Below are 21,676 nucleotides of genomic sequence, written 5' to 3'. Positions count from 1 at the left end.
AAGCCGTGTCGGGTGTAAGCCGTAATCATGGTGGAATTCCGGCCGCCGCCGGCGGTCATCGAGCCCACGCCCCGCCGCATCCGGGTGCGCCGGGGCAGCAAGGTCGTGGCCGACAGCACCCGTGCCCTGCTGCTCGACGAGATCGGCGAGCACGGCTTCCCGACCTACTTCATCCCGGTCGACGACGTGCTCGACAGCCGGGCCGCGGCCAAGACCGACGATCGGTTCGACGAGTTGAAGGGGCACGTCACGTTCTCGTGGACGGCGTTCGACTGGTACGAGGAGGACGAGCAGGTCTTCGTGCACGCCCGCTCGCCGCGCCACCGGGTCGACACGCTGCACAGTTCGCGCCGCGTCCAGGTTTTCATCGACGGGCAGGAGGTGGCCAACAGCGTACGGCCGGTGCTGCTCTTCGAGACGTCCCTGCCGACGCGCTACTACCTGCCGTTCGCCGACGTGCGCACCGAACTGCTGACCGCGAGCGCGACGGTGAGCCGATGCCCGTACAAGGGTGTGGCCCGCTACTGGTCGCATCCGGCGCTGGCCGACGCGGCGTGGAGCTACCCGGAGCCGATCGGCGAGATCCCGAAGATCCGTGACCTGCTCTGCTTCTTCGACGAGCGGGTCGACGTCGTCGTCGACGGCGAACCACAGCAGCGCCCGGAAAGTCCGTTTTCCTGAGCCTATTTGACCCGGCGGTGGGAGCGCACCACGATCTTGTCGTAGTCGTGGTGCTCGTCGAGCCAGCTACTCAGGAACGGGCAGATCGGCACGACCGTACGCCCACGCCCCTGCGCGTCCTCCATGGCCGCGCGGGCCAGTTCGCCGCCGACCCCGTGGCCTTCGAACTCCGGCTCGACCTTGGTGTGCGTATAGGCGATGACGTTGCCGGTGACCTGATAGGTGATCACGCCGAGCAGGGTGCCCTCATCGTCGCGCGCCTCGAAGCGTTCCTTGTCAGGCACGTCGGAAATCTTCACCCGGCCATCCAATCACGGGTCACGGCCACGGCGACCTGCGCGGGTGTCTCGCCGACGACGTCAACCACGTAGTCCTCGACCAGAGCGTCGGTCAGGATGGCATCCAGCTCACCGGAACGCGCGAGATGCCAGGCGAGCCCGGCCGGATCCAGCGCATGCCGGCGCCGCAGCCGCTCCCGCACCGTCGGCAGGGCTACCCTCAGGCGGCACACAGTCAAAGGCATTTCCAAGGCTTTCCCGTACGCGTGCAGCTCCGCCCGCGACTCCAGCACGCCCGCCAGCACCAGCCGGGAAGCTCCGGCCGCCACGAAATTCGCCGCCACCGCCTCCAGGTTGCGCAGGGTGAGCGCGCCGTTGAACCGGTCACCCGGCGGCGCGGGCCATGCGCGGCGCAGCCAGTCGAGGTCGATCACCGCGTTCGGGATCTCGCGCCCGGTGAGCAGATCGCCGACGGCTTCGGCCACCGTGGTCTTGCCGGCCCCCACCGTTCCAGTGATGAGCAGCGCCGCGGGCATGCGCGAACAGTAGCCCGGCCGCGCTCTCTAGAGTGATCTCCATGGCGGAGCGCGAGACCCTGACCTGGACCGGCTTCGGGCGGGCCGGTCGCGAACTGGCCCAGCAGATCGCCGACGACGGTTACCGGCCCGATCTGGTGCTCGCGGTGGCGCGCGGTGGGCTTTTCCTGGCCGGGTCGGTCGCCTACGCGCTCGACGTCAAGAACGTGCACGTGATCAACGTCGAGTTCTACACCGGGGTCGACCAGCGGCTCGACACCCCGGTGCTGCTGCCGCCGTCGCCTCGGCCGGCCGATCTGACCGGGGCCAAGGTGCTGATCGTCGACGATGTGGCCGACACCGGCGAGACGCTCAAACTGGTGCGCGACTTCTGCGCCGGGCACGTGGCCGACGCGCGGATCGCCGTGATCTACCAGAAGCCGCATTCGCTGGTCGGGTGTGAGTACGTCTGGTCGCGTACGGGAAAATGGATCGACTTCCCGTGGTCGTCGGAACCGCCGGTGGTATCCAGCTGAGGTGACCCGCCCCTCCCCGGTGTCAGCGACATCACTGGGAGGACTCACCCATGAAGACCACCGGATTGGTCATCTGCATCGCGCTCGCCCTGTTCGACCTGGCCGGAGCCGTTCCGATCGGTGGCGCCGTGCCTCCGGTCGGCGTGATCATCGCGGGTCTGGTGCTGGGCCTCGCCACGCTGGCCGCGATGGTGCCGGCCTGGCGCGGGAGCCGGGCCGGTCTGCTCACCGTCGTCGTCTCGCGGGCGGTGTCGGCCCTGCTCGGGATCGGCGCGTTCTTCGACGACTCGGCGCCGGGCTGGGTCGGCGTCTCGGTCATCGTCGGCATGGTCGTCACGGCGGTCGCGGTGGTCCTCCTGATGCCGACGCTGTTGGAGACGAGAGCGACACGGCGCGCACCGGCGTGACGTGAGGGGGCAGAATCGGACCCGTGGAAATCGCGGTGCTCGGGCCGTTGGAGCTGCGCGGCCGCACCGTGTCGGGTGCGCGGCTGCGTGCGCTGCTGATTCTGCTCGCCCTCGAACCGGGCCGGGTCGTCTCGGCCGACCGCCTGATCGACGGCGTGTGGGGCGACGATCCGCCCGCCGCCGCGGCCAACGCGCTGCAGGCGCTCGTGTCGCGGCTGCGCCGGGCCGAGCCCGAGCTGGTGCTCGAGGCCGCGCCGCACGGCTACCGCCTGGTGGTCGAGCCCGACCAGGTCGACGCGCACGTCTTCACCCGGCTGGCGACCACCGATCCGGCCGGGGCGCTCGCCCTGTGGCGCGGCGACCTGGAGTTTCCCGAGGTGGCGAGGGCCGAGGCCGTACGCCTGCAGCAGCTGCGCCTGATCGCGCTCAAACAGCGCCTGGCCGCCGACCTCGGCCGGCGCAACGTCGTCCCCGACGTGGAGAGCATGCTCGCCGCCAACCCGCTCGACGAGTCGCTGGTGGCGCTGCTGATGCGGGCGCACGAGACGGCCGGCAACCCGGGGCGGGCGCTCGAGGTGTTCGAGGCGTTCCGCACCCGCCTGGCCGACGAGCTCGGCGCCGATCCGTCCCCCGACCTGCGCGCGCTGCACGTCTCGGTGCTGCGCGGCGCCGAACCGAAACGCGGCAACCTGCCGGCCGAGGTGTCCAGCTTCGTGGGCCGTGAGGGTGACGTCACCGCCGTGCGGCGGCTGCTCGAGAACAATCGCCTGGTCACGTTGCTCGGGCCGGGCGGCAGCGGCAAGACGCGCCTGTCGGTCGAGGCCGGTGGCACGGTCCCGGGCGAGGTGTGGCGGGTCGAGCTGGCCCCCGTGACCGATCCGGCCGAGATCCCGCAGGCCATCCTCGGCGCCCTGGGCATGCGCGGGCACGCCGTGCTCGACCGGCCCGGTCACAGCGCCCGCTCCGGGCTGCGGGAGTCGCTGGCCGGCCGCACGATGCTGCTCATCCTGGACAACTGCGAGCATCTGATCGCCGCCGCGGCCGAGGTCGCCGACGATCTGCTGCGCGCCGCGCCCGGCCTGACGTTGCTGGCCACCAGCCGCGAGCCGCTGGGCATCACCGGCGAGCGGCTCTATCCGGTCGAGCCGCTGGCTCTCCCGCCGGTGGGTGCGGGTGCGTCGGCCGCTTCCGCTTTTCCCTCCGTACGCCTCCTGCTCGATCGCGCCACGGGTTTCGTGCTGACCGAGGAGAACACCCCTTCCGTCGTACGGGTGTGCCGGGCGCTGGACGGCATGCCACTGGCCATCGAGCTGGCCGCGGCCCGGCTGCGCACCCTGCCGGTGGCCGTGCTGGCCGACCGCCTGACCGACCGGTTCCGCCTGCTCACCGGGGGCAGCCGCACCGCGCTCCCCCGCCACCAGACGCTGCGCGCGGTGGTCGACTGGAGCTGGGATCTGCTGGCCGAACCCGAGCGGCGGCTGTGGCGGCGGTTCGCGCTGTTCCAGGGCGGCGCCGACCTCGACGCGGCCGAGCAGGTGTGCCGGGCCGACCTCGACGCACTGGGCGGGCTGGTCGACAAGTCGTTGCTCGTGCTCGGGCCGGACGGTCGTTACCGCATGCTCGAGACGATCCGCGAGTACGGGCTGGAACGGCTGGCCGAGGCGGGCGAGTCCGAGTCGCAGCGCCTGGCCCTGGCCGGCTGGCTGCTGGCCCGGGCCGGCGCCGCCGATCCCGAGCTGCGGGGCCGTGACCAGCTGGTCTGGCTGGCCCGCCTGGCCGCCGATCACGACAACCTGCAGAGCTCGGTACGCGCGGCGATCCTGGCCGGCGACCGGGCGACCGCGTCGGCGCTGGTGGCCCGGCTCGGCTGGTACTGGTGGCTGAGCGGGCACCGGTCCGAGGGCGCGCCGCTGGCCGCCGCCGTCGCCGAGATGCCGGGCGACGCCGAGGTCGAAGACATCGCGCTGACCAACGCGTACGCGGCGATCAACGGTCTCGAAGGCGGGCTGCCGGTCAGCCGGGTGGAGGCCTATTTCCGTACGGCCCGGGAGCTCACCGCCGGCATCACCCCGAACCATCCGGCGCTGCGGCTCATCCCCCCGCTCTCGGCGATGTTCGACGACGAGAACGACCCGATGGCCGGGTTCGCCATGGTGGAGCCGCTGTTCGACGATCCGGAGCCGTGGTTGCGCTCGGTCGCGAAGCTGTTCGTGGCCCAGCTGCGGCTCAACTTCGGGCAGAGCGCCGAGGTGGCCGAGGCCGAGATGCGTGAGGCGCTGGACGGGTTCCGGGCGATCGGCGAACGGTGGGGCATCGGGTTCGCGCTGAGCTCGCTGGGCGACATGGCGGCCGCTCGGGGCGACTTCCGGCAGGCCGTGACCTGGCAGCGCGAGGCGATCGCGCTGGTCCGCGAGGTCGGCATCCGCGAAGACCTGCCGCAGATGGACGTGAAGCTCGCCCACCAGCTGTGGCTGTCCGGCGAGTTCGACGAGGCCCGGGCCACGCTCAAGCAGGCCCAGCAGGGCGCCGACGAGGTCGCGTTGCCCGAGGTGCTGGCCTCGGTGGCGTACGGGACAGCGATGTTCGCCCGGATGGACGGTGACCTCGACGAGGCCGCCCGCAGCATGGAGATGGCCCTGGCCACCATGAATCACCCGGCCGCGGTCCCGCAGTTCTACGCGATGGCGATGCACACCCAGGGGCTGATTCTGGCCGCGGCCGGCGAGTTCGACGCCGCCCGGGCGAAACACTCCGACGCGGTGCGGACGGCCGTCGAGTCGAAGGATTCCCCGGTCATCGCGCTGACCCTGGTTGGGCTGGCCGATCTGGCGGTTCGTGAGGGCGACTTCGAGCGGGCGGCCGTGCTTCTGGGTGCGTCGGACGCCGTACGGGGATCGCGGGATCTCTCGGTGCCGGACGTCGAGCGCCTCACGTTCGAAGCCCGCGCCGCACTGGGCGACGCGGGCTTCGATTCGTCTTACCGATCAGCAGCGGGGACCACGATGGCCACCGCCGCGTCACTCATCTAGAAGAGCCGTCCCAGGCGCAGGAAGACGGTCTCGCCGGTGGCGTCGTCGAGCGCGTCGTTGTCGGTCACGGCGTACGTCTGGCCGTCACCGGCGATGGCCAGGCCCTCGACCTTGTCCTGCACCCAGCCGTGGTCGGCCTTGAGCAGCGGCAGCAGGTCCTTGACGAGCTTCTTCTTGACGGTCGGGGTGCCGGTCCAGGTGGCCGGGACGTCGAACTTGTAGATCTTCTTGATCGACGCCTGCGGGCCGCGCTGGTTGTCCCGCTCGATCACGGCGAAGGTGTTGCCGTCGACCGCGACGATCTCGGACAGGCCGGTCCAGCCGATCGGGGCGGTGTCGAGCGGGTAGAGCAGCCACGACCACGTACCGGTCTTGAGGTCGTACCGGCCGATCCTGGTTTGGGAAACCGGGTCGGTCTTGAGCGGGCGCTGGACGGCGACCCACAGGCTGTTCCCGACCTCGGAGACGCCCTCGAAACCGTTGGTGGTGACGGCCGCCGCGATGTCGGCCGGCAGCGGGATCTCCTGCTGCGTCCGGCCCTTGTCGTCCAGCCGCACCAGAAGGTTGGGCGTCGTGGCCGAACCCTCGCTGGCCAGCCAGTAGCCACCGGCCTTGCGCGCGACGATGCCCTCGGCGTCGTAACCGACCGGCTTGCCGTCCTTGGTGACGGTCAGCTGCTTGTAGATCTTGGCCGGACGCGACTGGGTGTCGATCGTCAGGATCCGGGTCGGCGTGTAGGCCGAGTCGGTCACCGACACGAGCTGGTTGCGCGTGCCCGGAACCGCGGACAGCGCCGACAGCGTGCCGAACGGGATCAGGTTGTCCGAGACGATCTCGTTCCCCTTGTTCGGGGAACCCACGCCGAAGATCTGGATCGCGCCGCGGATGTTGGCGTCCGGGTTCTCCTCCTCGCTGGAGACCACCACGAGACCCCGCGACGGCACCGCGACGACGCCCTCGGGCGAGTTCACGGTCGGCATCAGCTGCTCGAACTTCGGCTTCCAGGGGTTCGACACGTCGTAGACGGCGGTGAAGTTGCCGCGCTCCGAGTTGACGAACACGTACGGCGTCCGGCCGATCTTGGCGAACGCGACGTTCTCGACCTCGATGCCCTTGGCGTCCGAGCGCTTGTCCGGGTACTGGCCGTGCTCGACCGCGATGTGCTCGAGCGAGTTGCCCGCGTCCCAGATGACCTGGCCGTCCCGCGAGAAGATGGTCCAGCCGCGGGTGCCGCCGACCCAGTCGCCCTCGTTGGCCGAGGCGAACATGTAGTCGTTGATCCAGGTGACGCCGTCCGGCTCGCGCCGCGCGGTGATGGTGCCGTCGAGCGTGATGTTGTCGTCGTCCTTGGTGTCCACGCCGGACACCGTGACCTCGCCGGCCGAGAAGCTCTTGACGACCTTCTTCGACGCCAGCGACACGATCGCGAAGTGGTTGTTCTCCTGCAGCGAGACGATCGCCTCGTCGCGGGAGTTGACGCTGACGTACTCGGGCTCCGGGTCGGTCGGGGCGACCGCGGCCAGGCCGGTGAGCTCGACCTTGGAGGCCTTCCAGGTCTTGGTGTCGATCACCGACAGGTAACCCGCGGGCAGCTGCGGGATCGCGCCGTCGTTGACGTCCTCGTCCCGCTCGTTCTCGATCGCCACCGCGATGTAGCGGCCGCTCGGCGCCACCGCGACCGAGTCGGGCTGGCCGCCCAGGTCGATCGTGCGGACGATCTTGCGGCTGCGGTCGTCGATCACGACCAGCTTGCCGGACGGGTCGACCTTGCTGGCGCTGGTGTTGACGCCGGCCAGCAGCAGACGGCCGAGGTGCGCGACCGAGGTGGGCTCGCCGTCGAGCGCGAGGGTGCCGGCCGGCTTCGGCTGGCCCGGGTTGGTGATGTCGACGAAGCCGAGGCGCTTGCCCGGGCTGTCGGAGTAGACGACCGTACGGCCGTCCTCGGTGACCGTGGAGATCTCGGCGGCGGCCGTGTCGTCGATCGACGAGTTCAGATATGCCGGGAACGTGGAAAGCCGCTTGAATTCTGTGTCCCGCTGATGGGCCTGCGCGGGTGCGGCGACGAATGTCGCGGCCAGGCCGAGCAGGGCGATTGCCGAGCGTTTACGCATGCGCTCTGACTACGTGAGGATCTTGTCCTCTTCATGGACTTCGGTTGAACGACGGGTGCCGATGGGTGTCCAGATCAGCAGGGCCAGGCTGAACCAGACATAGAGGTTGCTGCCGATGAGCTCGAGCGGGGGCCGGGGGCGTTTCTCCCACAGCCACGTGACGCGGCTGGTCATCACCAGATAGGCGCTGATACCCAGTGCTCGGCGGTTGGTCTCGACGCACCGGACGATCGCCGGCAGCAGCCAGACGCAGTGATGGATCCACGTCACCGGACTGATCAGGCAGCCCACGATGCCGGTCAGCGCGAGTCCACCCATGATGTCGTCGGGCGCCTTGGCCACGCGCCACGCCCAGAACGCGAGAGTGGCCAGCACGAGGACGATCCAGACCTTCGATTCGATCTGCGGGATCGGCAGCCGGGCCAGGAAGCCCCGCTCGGACTGGTTGGACAAATAGGACAGTACGCCGACCCGGTTGGTGTCCCACAATGCCGACGTCCAGAACTCGCGCGACTCGTTCGGAAAGATCGCGGCGGCGAGCAGTGTGGCGCCCGCGGCCGTGGCGGCGGCGGTCGCGGCGGCCCGCCAGCGACGGGTCACGAGCAGATAGACGATGAAGATGCCCGGCGTGAGCTTGATCGCGGTGGCCAGCCCGATGCCGACCCCGCCCCACTTCTTGTTCCGGCTCAGCCCGAAAAGCAGATCACCCGCCACGAGCGTCAGCAACAGCGTGTTGACTTGACCGAACGTGATGGTCTCGCGGATCGGCTCGAAAGACAGGGCCAGGCAGACCGCGATCCCGTACGCGAACCAGACGGTCCACTGCTTCCGCCGAATCAGATCCTTCGTGAACCACCACGTGAGCAGTGCCGTGGTGAGCACCGTGGCGACCACCGCGATGACCACGACGGCCCCGAACGGGAGCAACGCCATGGGCGCCATGACCAGTCCCGCGAAGGGTGGATAGGTGAAGCCGTACGGGGTGCCGGGCCGCAGCCAGTCGTAGACCATGCCGCCATCGCCCCGGTACCAGTACTGGATCGCGCCGTAGTAGACCTTGGAGTCGAAGTAGCCGTTACGTGTCTCGGCGAGATAGACGATCAGGAGCGTGACCAGCGCCGCGACGCTCAGCAGTCCAACTTTTCGCTTCATGTACCAACATCCAGGCTAGAAAGACCGTCATCGCGACCGCGCCCTGTGCTTTCACGGCCAGGGCCAGGTTGTACCCGTCGGGCAGACAGAGGGCAGCCGCAACCGCACACGGGACGACCAGCCAGTTCAGCTTCGTTCTCATCGTGGCCGCGAGGACGGCGAGCGGCCAGAACGCGTACCAGGGATGGAACACCGGAGCCAGCAACACAGTCGCCGCCAGCGCGTAGCCCGCGTAGAGCAGCGCATCCCTCTCGTGCGCCCTCCACCACAGCCGGACGAGCAGAACCGCCAGCACAACAATCCCGACGATGCGGGTGACGGCTACCGCCCCCGACGCGCCCACCAGCTCGAGGGTCATGCCGATCGCCGTCGGCAACGAGGTCCATTGCACCGAGACGCCGCTGCCGCTGAGCGCCGTCACCCACCCCAGCCCACGCCCACTGACCAGCGAGATCGCCGCGGTGGCCAGAACCATCCCACCCACCAGAACCGCAGCCGGCCGCCAGCCCGCACGCAGCCCAAAGTACCTTTCGTCGGCTTTTTCCGTTTGCCGAGCAGCCGCCGCCCGGTCCACGGCTCGATCACCGCCGACAATCGCCGGCCCCGCAGCCCGGCGCCGCCGGTCGAGCAGAAGCAGCAGCGCGAACGGCACCACCACCACAGCAGTAGCCTTCACCGCCACCGCGAGCCCGAGCAGCACCCCCGTCAGCAGAGCAGCCCGCCGCTTCCCGACCACCGCCACGGCCAGCCCCGCCACCATCAGCCCGACCATCAGTGCGTCGTTGTGCGCGCCCGAGATCAAATGGATCGGCACCAGCGGACAGGCAAGCACCAGCCAGACCACGCGCGACACCGGAACACCACCACGCCGCGCGAGCACCGGCAACGACACAGCAATCAGCGCCACTCCGAGCAGCGCGATGATCCGCAGCCCGGCGAGCGTCCCGGTCAGCGTGCCCGTCTTGGCCGCGACACCGGCCAGCACCAGGAACAACGGACCGTAGGGCGCCGGCGCATCCCGCCAGGTCGGCGCCACCGCATCGGCCCAGGGACAACCGAGAAGATCGACCCCTCCCCCGTACGGGTCCAGCCCGGCACTCTGCTGCCATCCCTGACACGCGTACGAGTAAGCGTCGTAGCTTCCCAACGGCAGGAACGCCAGCAACGGCAGCATCCACAACGCCGCCGTCACGTAGGCCCAGCGCGCGGTCTTCTCGACCCGGAGGCCCACGATCCACGCGGCGATCAGCAGAGCCGTGCCCGCGAGCCAGGCGACGGGAAGCAGGACGCCGTTCTCGCCGGCGAAGATCGTGCGCGGGGTGATCGTCGGCTGCCACGGGTTCGTCGCGCCGCCCAGCCACGCGGCCAGGGCGAGCGACACGCTGCCCGCCAGGCCCGCATAGCGGACGACGGCGGGGCGGGGCATGAGGGGCACACTACCGTGCGTACGGGTAGGGTCTGTCCGCGTGTGGGCTCGGCACCGGCTGGAGTGGGTCACCGCCGTGCTCGCGGCGGTCCTCGGCGTGATCTACCTGGTGCTCCCGCCGATGGGCTCCGACCTGGCGGCTCAGGAGGCGCGGGCCGGGTTCTTCGCCGCGCACGGCTACACCCCGATCGACCTCCGCTGGTATGCCGGTGTCGACCAGCTCGGCTACAGCCTGACCTCACAGCCCGTGATGGCCCTGCTCGGTGTCCGCGTGACCGGGGCCCTGGCCCTGCTGGCGTCCGCGGTCCTGTTCGCCGTGCTGTTGCGCCGCACCGACGCCCCGCGCCCGGTCCTGGGTTCGGTCATCGGCACGGCGTGCATAGCCGGCAATCTGATCAGCGGCCGGGTCACGTACGGGCTGGGTGTGTGCCTGGGTCTCGCCGCCCTGGTCGCCCTCACGACCTCGCGACGCACCTGGCTCACCCCGCTGCTCGCACTGCTGGCCGCCGCCACCAGCCCCGTCGTCGCGCTGTTCCTGGGCCTGGCCGGCACAGCACTTCTGCTGAACACCAAGAGAACGGGCCTGCTCCTCGCCCTCCCCGCGACGATCCCCCTGGCCCTCAGCGCGCTGCTCTTCGGCGACGGCGGCTGGATGAACATCAGCCGGACCGACACCGTACGGGCCGTGGTGGCCGGCCTGCTCGTAGCGGCCCTGGTCCCCCGCCGCCCGGTCCGCATCGGAGCGCTGCTCTCGGCCGCCGGCGTGCTGGCCGCAGCCCTGGTCCACACCCCGGTCGGCCTCAACGCGACCCGCCTGGCCGTCATGTTCACGCTTCCGCTGCTGGCCGCCTACGCCACCTTCCCCCGGAGCACGCGCACGCCCACCTGGGGCGTCGTCCTGCTGGTGGCCGCGGCCGGCTGGTGGCAACCCGCGGTGGTGACCGCCGACGTCCGCGACATCGGGAACCCGACCGCCGATCCCGCCTACTTCCGGCCGCTCCGCGATCGGCTCGCGCAGGAACGGCTGACCGGCCGGGTCGAGATCCCGGCCACCCGCGCCTACTGGGAGGCCGCGCACATGGGCGACGTGCCGCTCGCCCGCGGATGGCTGCGCCAGGCCGACATCGACCGCAACCCGCTCTTCTTCGAGCACATCCCCGGCGCTCGTGGCACCGGTGTCGCCCTGACCGCCGACAGCTACCGGGCCTGGCTCGACGAGCTCGCGGTCCAGTTCGTGGCCGTGCCCGACGCCGAGCTGACCTGGTCCGGCCGCCCCGAGGCGGAACTCGTCGCGACCGGCCTGCCCTACCTGACCGAGGTCTGGAGCGACGCCCACTGGCGGCTCTACGCGGTCACCGATCCCCGCCCGATCGTCACCGCGCCCGGCACGCTCGTCACCCAGGACGCCGCCGCGCTGACCTTCGACGCCGGGACGGCCGGAGATGTCCCCGTACGCATCCACTGGAACCGCTGGCTGACCGTCGACAATGGCGCGTCCCTGAGTCGGCAAGGCGACTGGATCGTCGTCCGGATTCCGCGTCCCGGCCGATATACGGTGACCAGCGGAAGCTGATCTCGGGAGGCAACGTGCTGACGTCCGGACCGGTCTACGACTCCTGTTGTGCGCTCTGGAACGGTGCCGTCGACCATCGGCCCGCCGCGGTGGTGCCCTGTGCCGGGACGGCCGACGTGCAGGCCGGCGTCAAAACCGGACAGCCCCTTTCCGTACGCGGTGGTGGTCACGGCTGGACCGGGGCGGCCCTCGCCGACGGCGGCGTCACGCTCGATCTCTCCGGCATGCGCGACGTGACCGTCGACGCGGAGGCCGGCGTGGCCGACGTGGGCGGCGGCGCGACCTCGGCCGACGTGGCCCGCGCGGCCCACGGGCACGGCTTCGTCGTCGCGACCGGCACGGCGGGCGCGGTCGGTCTGGCCGGCCTGAGCCTCGCCGGTGGCTACGGCCCGCTGTCCGGGCGCTTCGGGCTCGCCGCCGACAACGTGCTCGGGGCCGAACTGGTGCGGGCCGACGGCACGGTCATCAACACGGAAGACGACCCCGAGCTGCTGTGGGCTCTGCGCGGCGGGGGCGGCAACTTCGGCGTGGTCACTTCCTTGCGCGTACGCCTGCACCGGGTGCCCTCGCTGCTCGGCGGCATGATCCTGTTCCCCTGGGCGCAGGCCACGACGGTGCTGACCGCGCTGGGCGAGCAGATGCCGGCCGCCCCGGACGAGCTGACGATCCAGTGCGGTGTCTTCGCCGGGCCGGACGGCAACCCGGCGGTGTTCGCGGCCCCGACGTGGTGCGGCGACCCGGACGCCGGCGAACGCGCCCTGGCCGGGGTCGCCGCGGCCGGTGACCCCCTCATGGTCCAGGTCGGACCGGCCACCCAGCCGCAGATGATGGCCGGCATCGACGCCATGTTCCCGTTCGGCCGGCACGTCGAGATCCGCCCGCGCAATCTGCCCGGCCTCACACCGTCCGCGGTGGCCGCCATCGTCGCCGCCGGTGACGCCATGACCTCGCCGCTGTCGTCGATCTCGGTGCATTCGCTGCACGGCGTTCCCACCCGGACGCCGGTGGACGCCACCGCGTTCGGCCTGCGCGAGCCGCACCTGATGATCGAGAACATCGCGATGTGGGAGCCCGGCGACCCGGCCGCCGGCCGCCACCGCCGCTGGGCCCGCGACCTGTCCGAGGCGCTCCGCCCGGAAGCGTTGCCCGGCGGCTACGTCAACCTGCTGGCCGACGACGAGACCGAGCAGATCGCGCACGCGTACGGCCCGAACCGCGACCGTCTGCTGGCGGCCAAGCGTCGCTACGACCCGGACGGCGTCTTCCGGGCCACCCCGCTCCCCGCTCAGGAGATCTCGCCCAGCACCCGATTGCGGTTGTGCTGATAGATCACCGAGCTGCGGAAGCCGACGATCTCGCGCCGCTGGGTGAACTTGTCCATCAGGAACGAGTGCAGCCCGTCGACGCTCGGGACGGCTACGTGCACCATCAGGTCGTCACCGCCCGCCACCACGAAGACCGACAACACCTCAGGCAGCCCGGAGATGTACGTCTTGAGGTTCTCGATGACCTCGCGACTCATCGGACGTACCTGGAGGTGCAGGAACGCCTGCACATGCCGGTTGAGCGCGGGCAGGCTGATCTCGGCGTGGTAGCCGGTGATCACCCCGCGGTCGCGCAGCAGCCGCACCCGTTCCAGGCACGTCGACGGCGCGATCCCGACCGCACGGGCCAGGTCGCGGTTGGTCTGCCGGGCGTTCGACTGCAGTTCCCGCACGATCGCCGAATCAATGTCGTCCACGGTCCTGCCTTTCCGGGGTAACACCGAACTTCCTTCGCCGTACGCCTGCAGGAGCCGGACATCCGTTTAGCGTCGGCCTATGTTCTCGCATGAACGGATCATCATTCGACGCGGTCCCGAGTCCGGGTTGCCGATCATCGTCGCCGTGCACTCGACGGCTCTGGGCCAGGCGCTCGGCGGCTGCCGCCTGGCCGTGTATCCCGACTGGGCGGACGGGCTGGCCGACGCGCTGCGCCTCTCGGCCGCGATGACCGACAAGTGCGCGCTGGCCGGACTGCCCAACGGGGGCGGAAAGACCGTGGTCGCGCTGAGCTCACCGCCCGACGACGCGATGCGGCAGGCTGCCCTCCACGACGTGGGCACGGTCATCGAGGATCTGGGCGGGATCTACGCGACCGGCCCCGACGTCGGCACCGGCCCCGACGACATGGTGACGATCGGTTCCCGTACGGGAAATGTCTTCTGCCGTCCGACCTCGGCGGGCGGCAGCGGTGACTCCTCCCCCGGCACCGCCGTCGGCACGGTCGCCGCACTCCGGGCCGTGTGCGCCGCCCGGTTCGGCTCACCCGCGCTCGACGGCCGGTCGTTCGCGGTGCTCGGCCTGGGCCGGGTCGGCGGACGCGTCGCGCGGCTCCTGTCCGAGGCCGGCGCGAAACTGGTCGTCGCCGACGTCGACCCGGCTCGGCGGGCGCTCGCCGACGAAGTGGGCGCCACCTGGGCCACCCCCGACGAGGCCCTGACCGCAGCCGTCGACGTCGTGGTTCCGTCCGCGCTGGGCGGCGTGCTGACCCCGGCCTCGGTGGCGGCACTGCGCTGCTCCGCGGTCGCCGGCCCGGCCAACAACCAGCTGGACACCCCGTCGACCGCCGACCTGCTGCACGCCCGCGGCATCCTGTGGGCGCCCGACTACGTGGTCAGCGCGGGCGGCGTCATCGCGGCCACCGCCGTCGAACTCCGCCACGAGACCCCGGCCCAGGTCGCAGCCCGCCTGGACGGCATCGGTGACACCCTGGGCCGGATTTTCGCCATGGCCGCCCGGGACGGCGGCACCCCGAGCACGGCGGCCCGAACCCTGATCACTCAGCGGGTGGGCTGACCGGCTCGGCCCGCTCGTAGGAGGGGTTGAGCGGCGCATCCCCCGGCATGTTGGCGAAATGCTCGTTGAGGTGGGCGTACGGGTTGCGCCGCGGATCGCGGGCGGCACGCGCGACTCGGCGTTCCTGCCGCCGCATCGCCACGGCCAGCCGCAGAGCCGGCCAGGCCCGCAGCCGTCGCGACGAGTCGAGGGCCGCGAGCACCCGGGCGAGCGCCTCCCGGTCCCGCTCGGGCACGCAGGTCAGCACGATGATCAGGGGAAGGACGGCCGACACGACCTCGCTGAGGACGATGACGAGCACCAGCAGAGCGACGATCCCGGCGAGCACGTTGACGGTCATCGAGGGCCTCCCGTCCGACGGAACTAAGGCTCGAAGAGGGCCTGACCCCGTCGTCCGGAGAGACAGCGGGGTCGGCTCGGTTACTCAACGAGCCGACCGCGTTACCTCTCTGTGACCCTCACTCTGAATATCCACGTCTATGCACGAGGATGCAAGCGTGATCCCGCGACGTGAATATTCTTCTCTCGCTTTTCCGGGACGGTTGGGCGCGGGTACCCATACACTCCACCGCGTGGTTACATGGGCATTATGCAAGTCTCGTGCATAGGGCCTTGACCGGCGTAGTATTGTGCGCCTGTGACAAATCAGCCTTTAACGGTCGTTAAGGATGCGGCGCCGCAACTGACTTTCGTTGCCACGCTCTGTGGATCGGGAAGTTGCCCGACCGTCTACCGCACCGATCGCAATACATATGTCGTCCAGGGCTACACCGTGACCGGCGAGAACGCCGGGCTGGACCTCCCTCCGGGCGAGCAACTGGTGGAAATTCCCGCCGACCTTCTCGCCGAGGCGGTGAGGGCGGCCGGCCAGGCATGACGAGGACAGGAGGGGGTGAGTGATGAACGACTTGCCCCTCCCTGACGAGGACGCCGACGAGCCGGTGGGTGCCGTCCTGGCCCGGTGGCGGAAGCGACGCAAGCTCTCCGGCCACGCGCTCGGCGAACTGGTCAACATGAGCCAGGCCAAGATCTCCCGCCTGGAGACCGGAGCATCCCCGGCCGATCCGCAGGACGTGCGTCTGATCGCCGAGGCCCTGGACCTGTCACCGGACGAGGTGGATCGTCTCGTGGGGCTGGCCGAGCGCTCCGACGAGGTGGGCACCGACTGGCAGCCGATGGCGCCGAACCTCTCGAGTCAGCAGAATTTCGTCCGGCGTCTCGAGGCCCCCATCCGCGAGATGCGCATCTTCCAGCCGGCCGTGGTCGTGGGCCTGCTGCAGACCAGCGAATACGCTCGCGCCATCCTGTCCGCGTTCCGCACCGAACTCGATGACGACAAGATCGCCGACTCGGCGCTGGCCGTCTCGGAGGCCGTCGCCGTCCGGATCCAGCGCAGCCAGGCCCTGGACGACCCGAACCGCCGTTTCGACATCATCATGAGCGAGACGGTTCTGGCCCATCAGGTGTGCGGGCCGACCGACATGCTGGGGCAGATCAACCGGCTCCGCGAGGTCGCGCAGCAGCCCAATGTCACCATCCGGCTCGTACCGGAAAATGCTCTGTGGCCGTTCCCGCCCCTGCACGGCTTCGAGCTCATGGACGATCGATACGTCATCGTCGACCTGATGAACGGCAGCATGAACTCGCGCGGCGGCCGGCGCATCGTCCGCCAGTATCAGCGTGTCTTCCGGGCGATCGAGTCGGCCGCGGTCTCCGAGATCGGCCCGATCCTGGACAAATACCAGAAGCGTTACATCCGGCTGCTGCCCGGCGCGGCCTGACCCGTTGTAACAGCCTTGTGCCCGTCCGTACCGTATATGTCATGACGACCCATGAGGAAACTGTCGCCATGACCGAAGAACCGACGGTCCTCGCCAGCCAATGTGGTGCTGGCTCGTGTCCCACCGTCTACAGCACCGATCGCGAGACGGTGATCGTTCAGGGCTATTCCACCACCGGAGAGGCCGCCGGAGTCGAGGTGCCCGACGGCGAGCGCCTCGTCGAGATTCCGGTCGACGTGCTGCTCGCGGCGGCCGACAAGATCCGTAGTCAGGGCTGACTTCTTCTTTTGTGACGGAGGCCCGTCAACAAGTCGGCGCCCTCAGGACTCCAGCACACGTTCCATCGCGGCCCGGGAGCGGCGGGTCAGGCGCAGGTAGCGGTCGACGAACTCGCCCGGGTCGCCGCCGCCCAGCAGCAGGACCGTGCCGGCCAGCTCGACGCCGTGGCGGGGCAACTGGTCGGTCGGGCGGCCCCGCACCAGGGTCAGGGCGTTGCGCACCTGGGCGGCCAGGGTCCATCCGGCCGTCATCGCCGCCGCGTCGACCCGGTCGACGAGTTTGGCTTCGGCGGCGGCGTCCAGCGCCTCCAGCGTGCGGGTCTTGCGCAGGTCCGGTACGGCGTACGCGTGCCGCAGTTGCAACAGCTGGATGGCCCATTCGACGTCGGACAGCCCGCCCCGGCCCAGCTTGGTGTGGGTGTACGGGTCGGCGTTGCGGGGCAGCCGTTCCACCTCGACCCGGGCCTTGATGCGGCGGATCTCGACGACCTGCTCGCGGGTCAGGCCGCCCTCGGGATAGCGCATCTTGTCGGCCAGCTCTTCGAACTGCCGGCCGAGTGCCGCGTCGCCGGCCACGAAACGAGCCCGGAGCAGGGCCTGCGCCTCCCAGACGCGGGACCAGCGGGCGTAGTACTGCTGGTAGGCGTTGAGGCTGCGGACCAGCGGACCCTGCCGGCCCTCGGGTCGCAGGTCGGCGTCGATGCCCAGGGCCGGGTCGGGGGCGGGCGCCGTGAGCAGGCGCCGCAGCTCCTCGGCGATCATGTGGGCGGCCGCGCTCGACTCGTTCTCGGGGGCACCGGGCGCGGGCTCGTAGACGAACAGCACGTCGGCGTCGGACGGGTAGCTCATCTCGTAGCCGCCGAGACGGCCCATCCCGATGATCGCGAACCGCATCCCCTCGGGGCCGGGGTGGGCCCGGCGGGCCACGGAGAGCGCGGCGTTCAGGGTGGCGTCGGTGACGTCGGACAGGGCGATGCCGATCGCGTTGACGTCGAGCGGCTCGGCCGGGGCCAGTTCGCCCGCCTGGCTGAGGATGTCGGCGCAGGCCAGCCGGAACAGTTCGCGGCGGCGGCGGGCCCGGACGGCCGCGATGGCCTGGGCCGGATCGTCGGCGTGCCGGCCGGCCGCGGCCAGGAAACCGTCGAGCAGGGACGCCCGGGGGCGCGGCAGCAGCTCCGCGTCCTCGGCCAGCAGGCGCAGCGCCTCGGGGTCGCGGGTGAGCAGGTCGGTGGCGTAGCGCGAGAGGCTGAGCACCCGGGCCAGCCGCCGGGCGACCGGGCCGCCGTCGCGCAGCAGGCGCAGATACCACGGCGTGCTGCCCAGCTTGTCGGACACGTGGCGGTAGTTGAGCAGGCCCCGGTCGGGTTCGGGGGCGTCGGCGAACTCCTGCAGCAGCATCGGCAGCAGCGTGCGCTGGATGGCCGACGTCCGGGTCACGCCGCCGGTCAGCGCCTGCAGGTGGCGCAGGGCCGCGGCCTGGTCGGCGAACCCGAGCACCTCGAGTCGCCGGCCGGCCGACTCGGGAGTCATCCGCAACGCCTCGGCCGGCACCCGGGCCACCGCCTCCAGCAGCGGTTGATAGAGCAGCTTGACGTGCAGGCGGCGGACCTGGGCGGCGTGACCGACCCAGTCGGACCGGAACGCCTCGACGGCGTCGCGGCCGGGCAGGGCCGTGTAGCCGAGAGCGGCGGCCAGCCAGCGCAGGCCGCCGGGGTCGTCGGGCACGGTGTGCGTACGGCGGAGCTGTTGCAGTTGCAGGCGGTGCTCGACGCCTCGCAGGAACCGGTAGCCGCGCAGCAGGGTCTCGCCGTCGTCCCGGCCCACGTAACCGCCGCTGACCAGGGCCCGCAGCGCCGGGATGGTGCCCGGCGGGCGCAACGTCTCGTCGATGCGGCCGTGCACGAGCTGCAGCAGCTGCACGGCGAACTCGATGTCGCGCAGCCCGCCCGGCCCCCGCTTGATCTCGCGGTCGACCAGGCCCGGGGGCACGTTGTCGATGATCTTGCGGCGCATGTCGCGGACGTCGGCGACCGCCTCGGGCCGCTCGGCCGCGTGCCACACCAGCGGGGCCAGGTCGTCGATCCAGCGCCGGCCCAGGGCCAGGTCACCGGCGGCCGGGCGGGCCTTGAGCAACGCCTGGAACTCCCACGTGCGGGCCCACCGGCGGTAGTAGGCCTGGTGGCTGGCCAGGGTGCGGACGAGCGGGCCCCGGCTGCCCTCGGGGCGCAGCGCGGCGTCGACCGGCCAGGCGACCATGCCGCAGATCTCGATCAGGCGGGCGGCCACGGTCGTACCGGAGTTGAGGTCGTCGTCGGAGTCGGCGACGAAGATGACGTCCACGTCGGACACGTAGTTCAGCTCGTTGCCGCCGCACTTGCCCATCGCGACCACGGCCAGGCTCGGCTCGGCGGTGCCCGCGGGCAGACCGGCCACGGCGATCGCGTACGCCGCCGCAAGTGTCTCGTCGGCCAGACGCGACAACGCGGCCATGGTCGGTTCCAGTCCCCGCCCGCCGGTCAGGTCGGCGGCGGCGATGCGCAGCAGCGAGACGCGGTAGGCCCGGCGCAGCGCGGGCACGCTCGGCTCGTCGCTCTCGACCTCGAGATGGCCCTCGGCGTTGGGCGGCAGGCCGGTCTTGCCGGTGGCCAGCACCCGCCAGTCCGCCGGGTTGGCCACCAGGTGGTCGCCGAGCGCCGATGACGCACCCAGCACGGCCAGCAGCCGCCGGCGCAGCCCCGGATCCTGACCCAGCGCGCCGATCAGCGCCTCGGTCCCCTCGTTGATCTCGATCTCGCCGCCCGGGCCGAGGACCCGGCCGCCGTTGCCGCGCGCGGCCGCCCGCCCGGCCGCGTCGACCAGCCGGTGCAGCTGGCGCAGGGCCAGGTTGGGGTCGGCGGCGCGAGACAGCGAGCTGAGCAGTTCGGCGGCGTCGCTGCCGGTCGGCGCCTGCGATTCCGGGTCCCACAGCCGCAGCCCGGCCGGGCCGAGCAGGTCGGCCGCCTTGGTGCCGTTGTCGGCGAAGCCGTACCGGGCCAGCCGGCTGGGCCTGGTCACGATCACTGCCCCAGCAGCGGGAGGGTCCGGGCGGTGCCGGGGTTGGGTATGTCGGCGTCGGGCAGGGTGCCGAGGGCCAGCGCGGCGAACCGGGCCGCGAACGGCTGCCACACCTCTTCGACGTCGGGCAGCAGCTCGGCGGTGGCGAGCACGACCGCCTCGGTGTCGTAGCCGAGCTCGTCGATGCCGGCCTGGTCGCTCGCCGCCCACTGCTCGATCATCGCGGCGTCGCACTCGATGTGGAACTGCAGGCCCCAGGCCCGGTCGCCGAGCCGGAAGGCCTGATGCGGGTAGCGGCTCGACGCGGCCATCAGCACGGCCTGGAGCGGCAGCTCGGTGATCTCGTCGCGGTGCCACTGGATGACGTCGGGCATCAGCGGAACCCACTTGAACAGCGGGTCGTTGTCGGCGGCGTCGCGCTTGGCGACCAGGCCGGGACCGATCTCGGGACCGCTGGTGCTGCGCTCGACCAGCCCGCCGTGGGCGCTCGCGAGCAGCTGACCGCCGAGGCACACGCCCAGCGTCGGCACGCGGTGGCGGACCGCCTTGCGAAGCAGCCCCTCGAGCGCCGGGAACCAGGGCGCGCCGGGCTCGCCGCCGGGGCCGGGATAGGCGCTCTGGTCGCCGCCCAGCACGATGAGCGCGAGGTAGTCGTCGAGGGCCTCGGGTAGCTCGTCACCGGCGTGCGGCCGCCGGACGGTGAGCTCGAGGCCCGCCTCGGTCAGCCACTCGCCGAGCCGGCGCAGGTCGTCGGTCGGGTCGTTCTCGATGACTAGTGCAGTCGCCACAGTCACGAGGCTAGCCCCTCGGGAATCCGCGCACGCCGTCACCCGAACGGCGGACCCGGGTTGACGCCCCCGATCTTCCCGATAGCGTCCACGACATGTCCCGCGCGCCCCTGCTGGTGGTCGCGTCGGTGGTGTCGATCCAGTTCGGATCGGCGGTCGGGCGCACCCTGTTCGACGATCTCGGCGCGACCGGCGTGGTCCTGCTGCGCGTGGCGATCTCCGCGCTCGTGCTGGCCGTAGCGGTCCGCCCCCGGCTGCGGGCGTGGCCGCGCCCCGCGTGGCGCGCGGCGACGATGCTGGGCGTCGCGGTCGCGGGCCTCAACCTGTTCTCCGCCCTGGCCATGCGCACCGTGCCGCTCGGCGTGGTGGTCACGATCTCGTTCCTGGGCCCGCTGACCGTGGCGCTGGTGCAGACCCGGCGCCTGCTCGACCTGACCTGGGCGCTGATGGCCGCGGCCGGGGTGGCGCTGCTCTGCTGGCATCCCGGCCCGGCATTGCCGCTCGGCGGGCTGCTGCTGGCCGCGCTGGCCGGGGCGTGCGGCGCCGGCTACATCGTGCTGACCGCGCGGGTCGGCGGCCTGGTGCCGGGCGCCGGCGGCCTACCGGTCTCGCTCACCGTCGCCGCCCTGGTCGCCCTGCCCTTCGGAGCCGGCGGTGCGAGCGCGATCGTCGAGCGTCCCGCCCTGCTGATCGGCGCGTCGTGCGTGGCGCTTCTGCAGACCATTTTCCCGTACGTGCTGGAGCTCAACGCCTTACGCCGGATCCCGACACGCGTCTTCGGCATCCTGGTCAGCCTGAACCCGGCCGCGGCCGCGATCGCCGGCCTGATCGTGCTGGACCAGCACCTGGGCTCCGTCGAGATCGCCGCCCTGCTGCTGGTCACCGCGGCCAGCGCCGGAGTCACCCGGAACCGCCCGGCCGAAGTTCAAGATCGCTGGAGCAGCCGCCGCCTCCCCCGCCCACCCAGGGACGCGGCTGACCCTAGCGAAACTCAGGGCCGCGCGAATCAGGGCTGTGGATAAGTCTTTCGGGCGCAACCACTTACGCAGGTCGCCGTGACGCGCCCCGCGTTCTGGACGCGCCAGCGGCCAGCGGGGCACGGCGCGGTCCCCGCTACTTGTAGAGAGTTTGATGTACGACCGCGGCCCGGCCAGGCTTGGTCGAGGTGATCGGTAGGGAACTCAGGCCCCCGCTGCCCACTCATATAGCGGAGTGTGGCTCTCTCCCGGC

Annotated in this window: 20 protein-coding genes; 11 read left to right on the top strand and 9 right to left on the bottom strand. The window is 71.1% G+C overall.

What is annotated here, in order from left to right; translation table 11 throughout:
• The first annotated feature begins 27 nt into the window (after positions 1 to 27).
• Entirely contained in the window at positions 28 to 681 is a 654-nt protein-coding gene (locus tag KOI35_RS44870) for a DUF427 domain-containing protein (protein WP_215795892.1), read from the top strand.
• 2 nt (positions 682 to 683) lie between these two features.
• Here the strand turns inward: KOI35_RS44870 and KOI35_RS44865 are convergent, their stop codons facing one another.
• Both KOI35_RS44865 and KOI35_RS44860 read right to left on the bottom strand, forming a co-directional pair.
• Positions 684 to 965 carry a GNAT family N-acetyltransferase gene (locus KOI35_RS44865; RefSeq protein WP_308121445.1) on the bottom strand — a complete coding sequence of 94 codons (282 nt, stop codon included), beginning with the start codon at positions 963 to 965 and terminating at the stop codon, positions 684 to 686.
• A gap of 11 nt (positions 966 to 976) precedes the next feature.
• Positions 977 to 1,495: a zeta toxin family protein gene (locus KOI35_RS44860; RefSeq protein WP_215795890.1), complete on the bottom strand. Its 519-nt coding sequence runs from the start codon at positions 1,493 to 1,495 to the stop codon at positions 977 to 979.
• Between the two features lie 41 nt (positions 1,496 to 1,536).
• Between KOI35_RS44860 and KOI35_RS44855 the strand changes: the two genes are divergently transcribed.
• Genes KOI35_RS44855 through KOI35_RS44845 form a run of 3 tightly spaced genes read left to right on the top strand, consistent with a single transcriptional unit; the run spans position 1,537 to position 5,446 of the window.
• Positions 1,537 to 2,010, top strand: coding sequence for a phosphoribosyltransferase (locus KOI35_RS44855; RefSeq protein ID WP_215795889.1), 474 nt, complete (start codon positions 1,537 to 1,539; stop codon positions 2,008 to 2,010).
• Between the two features lie 50 nt (positions 2,011 to 2,060).
• Positions 2,061 to 2,417 carry a hypothetical protein gene (locus KOI35_RS44850; RefSeq protein ID WP_215795888.1) on the top strand — a complete coding sequence of 119 codons (357 nt, stop codon included), beginning with the start codon at positions 2,061 to 2,063 and terminating at the stop codon, positions 2,415 to 2,417.
• 23 nt (positions 2,418 to 2,440) lie between these two features.
• A complete protein-coding gene (locus KOI35_RS44845) occupies positions 2,441 to 5,446 on the top strand; it encodes an AfsR/SARP family transcriptional regulator (RefSeq protein ID WP_215795887.1) in 3,006 nt (1,001 codons plus the stop codon).
• On the opposite strand, the gene KOI35_RS44840 is transcribed toward KOI35_RS44845, so the two are convergent.
• Genes KOI35_RS44840 through mptB form a run of 3 tightly spaced genes read right to left on the bottom strand, consistent with a single transcriptional unit; the run spans position 5,443 to position 10,135 of the window.
• Positions 5,443 to 7,557: an esterase-like activity of phytase family protein gene (locus KOI35_RS44840; protein ID WP_215795886.1), complete on the bottom strand. Its 2,115-nt coding sequence runs from the start codon at positions 7,555 to 7,557 to the stop codon at positions 5,443 to 5,445. The genes KOI35_RS44845 and KOI35_RS44840 overlap by 4 nt on opposite strands.
• Before the next feature lie 9 nt (positions 7,558 to 7,566).
• Positions 7,567 to 8,709 carry a glycosyltransferase 87 family protein gene (locus tag KOI35_RS44835; RefSeq protein WP_215795885.1) on the bottom strand — a complete coding sequence of 381 codons (1,143 nt, stop codon included), beginning with the start codon at positions 8,707 to 8,709 and terminating at the stop codon, positions 7,567 to 7,569.
• On the bottom strand, positions 8,633 to 10,135 hold the full coding sequence (mptB, locus tag KOI35_RS44830) for a polyprenol phosphomannose-dependent alpha 1,6 mannosyltransferase MptB (protein ID WP_215795884.1): 1,503 nt from the start codon (positions 10,133 to 10,135) through the stop codon (positions 8,633 to 8,635). The genes KOI35_RS44835 and mptB overlap by 77 nt, the downstream gene beginning before the upstream one ends.
• Here mptB and KOI35_RS44825 point away from each other — a divergent pair.
• A complete protein-coding gene (locus KOI35_RS44825) occupies positions 10,134 to 11,708 on the top strand; it encodes a hypothetical protein (protein ID WP_438870666.1) in 1,575 nt (524 codons plus the stop codon). The two genes, mptB and KOI35_RS44825, sit on opposite strands and share 2 nt — an antisense overlap.
• Before the next feature lie 14 nt (positions 11,709 to 11,722).
• On the top strand, positions 11,723 to 13,033 hold the full coding sequence (locus tag KOI35_RS44820) for an FAD-binding oxidoreductase (protein WP_215795882.1): 1,311 nt from the start codon (positions 11,723 to 11,725) through the stop codon (positions 13,031 to 13,033).
• On the opposite strand, the gene KOI35_RS44815 is transcribed toward KOI35_RS44820, so the two are convergent.
• Complete coding sequence (locus KOI35_RS44815; RefSeq protein WP_215795881.1) at positions 12,994 to 13,449, bottom strand: Lrp/AsnC family transcriptional regulator; 456 nt, start codon at positions 13,447 to 13,449, stop codon at positions 12,994 to 12,996. The genes KOI35_RS44820 and KOI35_RS44815 overlap by 40 nt on opposite strands.
• Before the next feature lie 79 nt (positions 13,450 to 13,528).
• On the opposite strand from KOI35_RS44815, the gene KOI35_RS44810 reads away from it, so the two are divergent.
• A complete protein-coding gene (locus tag KOI35_RS44810) occupies positions 13,529 to 14,545 on the top strand; it encodes a Glu/Leu/Phe/Val dehydrogenase family protein (protein ID WP_215795880.1) in 1,017 nt (338 codons plus the stop codon).
• On the opposite strand, the gene KOI35_RS44805 is transcribed toward KOI35_RS44810, so the two are convergent.
• A complete protein-coding gene (locus KOI35_RS44805) occupies positions 14,526 to 14,885 on the bottom strand; it encodes a hypothetical protein (RefSeq protein ID WP_215795879.1) in 360 nt (119 codons plus the stop codon). The genes KOI35_RS44810 and KOI35_RS44805 overlap by 20 nt on opposite strands.
• Positions 14,886 to 15,182: 297 nt before the next feature.
• On the opposite strand from KOI35_RS44805, the gene KOI35_RS44800 reads away from it, so the two are divergent.
• From KOI35_RS44800 to KOI35_RS44790, 3 genes are read left to right on the top strand one after another with little or no spacing between them, the layout of a single operon-like run.
• Entirely contained in the window at positions 15,183 to 15,422 is a 240-nt protein-coding gene (locus KOI35_RS44800) for a hypothetical protein (protein WP_308121444.1), read from the top strand.
• 22 nt (positions 15,423 to 15,444) lie between these two features.
• Positions 15,445 to 16,326, top strand: a complete 882-nt coding sequence (locus KOI35_RS44795; RefSeq protein ID WP_215795878.1) for a helix-turn-helix domain-containing protein — start codon at positions 15,445 to 15,447, stop codon at positions 16,324 to 16,326.
• A gap of 41 nt (positions 16,327 to 16,367) precedes the next feature.
• Positions 16,368 to 16,604, top strand: a complete 237-nt coding sequence (locus KOI35_RS44790) for a hypothetical protein (RefSeq protein WP_246614834.1) — start codon at positions 16,368 to 16,370, stop codon at positions 16,602 to 16,604.
• A gap of 42 nt (positions 16,605 to 16,646) precedes the next feature.
• Here the strand turns inward: KOI35_RS44790 and KOI35_RS44785 are convergent, their stop codons facing one another.
• Positions 16,647 to 19,658: a bifunctional [glutamine synthetase] adenylyltransferase/[glutamine synthetase]-adenylyl-L-tyrosine phosphorylase gene (locus KOI35_RS44785; protein ID WP_215795877.1), complete on the bottom strand. Its 3,012-nt coding sequence runs from the start codon at positions 19,656 to 19,658 to the stop codon at positions 16,647 to 16,649.
• Between the two features lie 2 nt (positions 19,659 to 19,660).
• Positions 19,661 to 20,446 carry a type 1 glutamine amidotransferase gene (locus KOI35_RS44780; protein WP_215795876.1) on the bottom strand — a complete coding sequence of 262 codons (786 nt, stop codon included), beginning with the start codon at positions 20,444 to 20,446 and terminating at the stop codon, positions 19,661 to 19,663.
• Positions 20,447 to 20,541: 95 nt separating this feature from the next.
• Here KOI35_RS44780 and KOI35_RS44775 point away from each other — a divergent pair, with 95 nt between their 5' ends.
• Entirely contained in the window at positions 20,542 to 21,468 is a 927-nt protein-coding gene (locus tag KOI35_RS44775) for an EamA family transporter (RefSeq protein ID WP_215795875.1), read from the top strand.
• Positions 21,469 to 21,676: the final 208 nt, after the last annotated feature.

Origin of the sequence: Paractinoplanes bogorensis (genome assembly GCF_018829635.1) — a bacterium.
Classification (GTDB): Bacteria; Actinomycetota; Actinomycetes; order Mycobacteriales; family Micromonosporaceae; genus Actinoplanes; species Actinoplanes bogorensis.
Note: the sequence above shows the minus strand (reverse complement) of the source record. Positions and strands in the feature narration are given on the sequence as shown.

What these genes read in the sequence shown, in the direction of transcription:
- KOI35_RS44825 (WP_438870666.1), top strand. Translation starts at nt 10,134, where the DNA reads ATGAGGGGCACACTACCGTGCGTACGGGTAGGGTCTGTCCGCGTGTGG.
- KOI35_RS44835 (WP_215795885.1), bottom strand. Translation starts at nt 8,709, where the DNA reads ATGAAGCGAAAAGTTGGACTGCTGAGCGTCGCGGCGCTGGTCACGCTC.
- KOI35_RS44775 (WP_215795875.1), top strand. Translation starts at nt 20,542, where the DNA reads ATGTCCCGCGCGCCCCTGCTGGTGGTCGCGTCGGTGGTGTCGATCCAG.
- KOI35_RS44790 (WP_246614834.1), top strand. Translation starts at nt 16,368, where the DNA reads ATGACGACCCATGAGGAAACTGTCGCCATGACCGAAGAACCGACGGTC.
- KOI35_RS44870 (WP_215795892.1), top strand. Translation starts at nt 28, where the DNA reads ATGGTGGAATTCCGGCCGCCGCCGGCGGTCATCGAGCCCACGCCCCGC.
- KOI35_RS44840 (WP_215795886.1), bottom strand. Translation starts at nt 7,557, where the DNA reads ATGCGTAAACGCTCGGCAATCGCCCTGCTCGGCCTGGCCGCGACATTC.
- mptB (WP_215795884.1), bottom strand. Translation starts at nt 10,135, where the DNA reads ATGCCCCGCCCCGCCGTCGTCCGCTATGCGGGCCTGGCGGGCAGCGTG.
- KOI35_RS44795 (WP_215795878.1), top strand. Translation starts at nt 15,445, where the DNA reads ATGAACGACTTGCCCCTCCCTGACGAGGACGCCGACGAGCCGGTGGGT.
- KOI35_RS44855 (WP_215795889.1), top strand. Translation starts at nt 1,537, where the DNA reads ATGGCGGAGCGCGAGACCCTGACCTGGACCGGCTTCGGGCGGGCCGGT.
- KOI35_RS44850 (WP_215795888.1), top strand. Translation starts at nt 2,061, where the DNA reads ATGAAGACCACCGGATTGGTCATCTGCATCGCGCTCGCCCTGTTCGAC.
- KOI35_RS44805 (WP_215795879.1), bottom strand. Translation starts at nt 14,885, where the DNA reads ATGACCGTCAACGTGCTCGCCGGGATCGTCGCTCTGCTGGTGCTCGTC.
- KOI35_RS44860 (WP_215795890.1), bottom strand. Translation starts at nt 1,495, where the DNA reads ATGCCCGCGGCGCTGCTCATCACTGGAACGGTGGGGGCCGGCAAGACC.
- KOI35_RS44810 (WP_215795880.1), top strand. Translation starts at nt 13,529, where the DNA reads ATGTTCTCGCATGAACGGATCATCATTCGACGCGGTCCCGAGTCCGGG.